This window comes from Vibrio sp. Vb0667 (assembly GCF_033391095.1).
Genome location: NZ_JAWPOL010000163.1, coordinates 1 through 1,470, shown reverse-complemented (window position 1 = coordinate 1,470; position 1,470 = coordinate 1). Strand labels below are relative to the sequence as shown.

Sequence of the window (1,470 nt, the reverse complement as noted above, 5' to 3'; positions counted from 1 at the left end):
TGGCGACAGCCCTCGGTAAGCTCTATCGTGGATTGGAACAGGCGGTAGACGAGAAAACTCGCAAGTTGCAACATGCGAATCAGTCTTTAGAAGTGCTTTATGATTCCTCAAAAGAGCTCACTGCATCGCGCATTAATCAGGATAATTTCCAGGCGATTTTGAAGCACATTGCGAGCTTAGAAGGCATTAAAGCGGTGAAGCTTGAAATCGAACAGTTGGGAGAGCCTAATTGGATCCTTACGGAAGGGGAAGAGTGCTGCCATGATTGTGATGATGAATGTCATGCAGAACCTTTAACGTTAGATGGCGAACATCTCGGTTCTCTATATTGGAAAGCAGGCTTACCGTGCCCGAACGAGACGCTAATTGACAACTTTGTACAAATTCTCTCGCGAGCGGTGTACTACAATCGCGCACAGCGTCAAGCAGAACAAATTTTGTTGATGGAAGAGCGCGCGACCATTGCTCGCGAACTTCACGACTCTTTGGCTCAAGCGTTATCCTATTTGAAAATTCAGGTCGCTTTATTAAAGAGAAGCGTGAAAAATCTTCCTGACGAAAAGGCCATTGCTCAAGCCAATCAAGTGATTGCAGAGCTGGATACGGGCTTGTCGGCTGCTTATACCCAGTTACGTGAGCTGTTAACGACATTCCGTCTGACGATCAAAGAAGGCAGTTTTGGCCAAGCGCTGCAAGAGATGGTTGAAACGCTTAATGAGCAAACAACGGCAGAAATTACGTTGAAAAATAGACTTTCATCGACGGAATTAGATGCGCATCAACAAGTCCATTTACTACAGTTGATCAGAGAGGCGGCACTGAATGCGATTAAGCATGCGCAAGCTGACCATATACATATTCAATGTCTTGATTGTGATGGGAAAGTCACAGTAACCGTCTCCGATGACGGGGTAGGCTTTGAACATCAGGACGAAAAAATTAATCATTACGGTATGACGATCATGCAAGAGCGAGCAGCGAGACTGCACGCCGATCTACAGATTGAGGCATCAATAAACAAAGGATGCACCGTAAAACTCGAATTCCAACACAGTAAGGAAGTAAACTTTGACAGTGTGTAAAGTAATGCTGGTGGATGATCATCCACTGATGCGACGTGGTATCCATCAACTCCTGAGCTTTGAGCCAGAGTTTGAAGTCGTTGCAGAAGCAAGCAATGGCGCAGATGCAGTCGCAAAAGCGCATGAGCTTGAGCTCGATTTGGTGCTGCTAGACCTCAACATGAAAGGCATGTCTGGGCTGGATACGTTAAAAGCGCTGCGAGCAGATGGCTGTGAGGCGAGGATTGTTATTCTGACCGTTTCAGACAGCCCTGCGGATATTGAAGCGATTGTACGCAGTGGCGCGGATGGCTACTTGTTAAAAGATACAGAGCCGGATGAGCTTGTTGAGCTACTCAAACAGGCCCATCAGGGTGACAAGGCATACAGTCAAGAGGTTGCCAAGTAT

Annotated in this window: 2 protein-coding genes; both read left to right on the top strand. The window is 46.7% G+C overall.

Translation table 11 applies throughout. The annotated features are described in order from the left end of the window. Nucleotides 1–1,082 (top strand): histidine kinase (locus tag R8269_RS24275; RefSeq protein ID WP_318222782.1); only part of this gene is annotated, 1,082 nt, incomplete at its 5' end. A gap of 4 nt (nt 1,083–1,086) precedes the next feature. Continuing rightward, the coding region (locus tag R8269_RS24270; RefSeq protein WP_318222783.1) for a response regulator at nt 1,087–1,470 on the top strand (384 nt) is incomplete at its 3' end.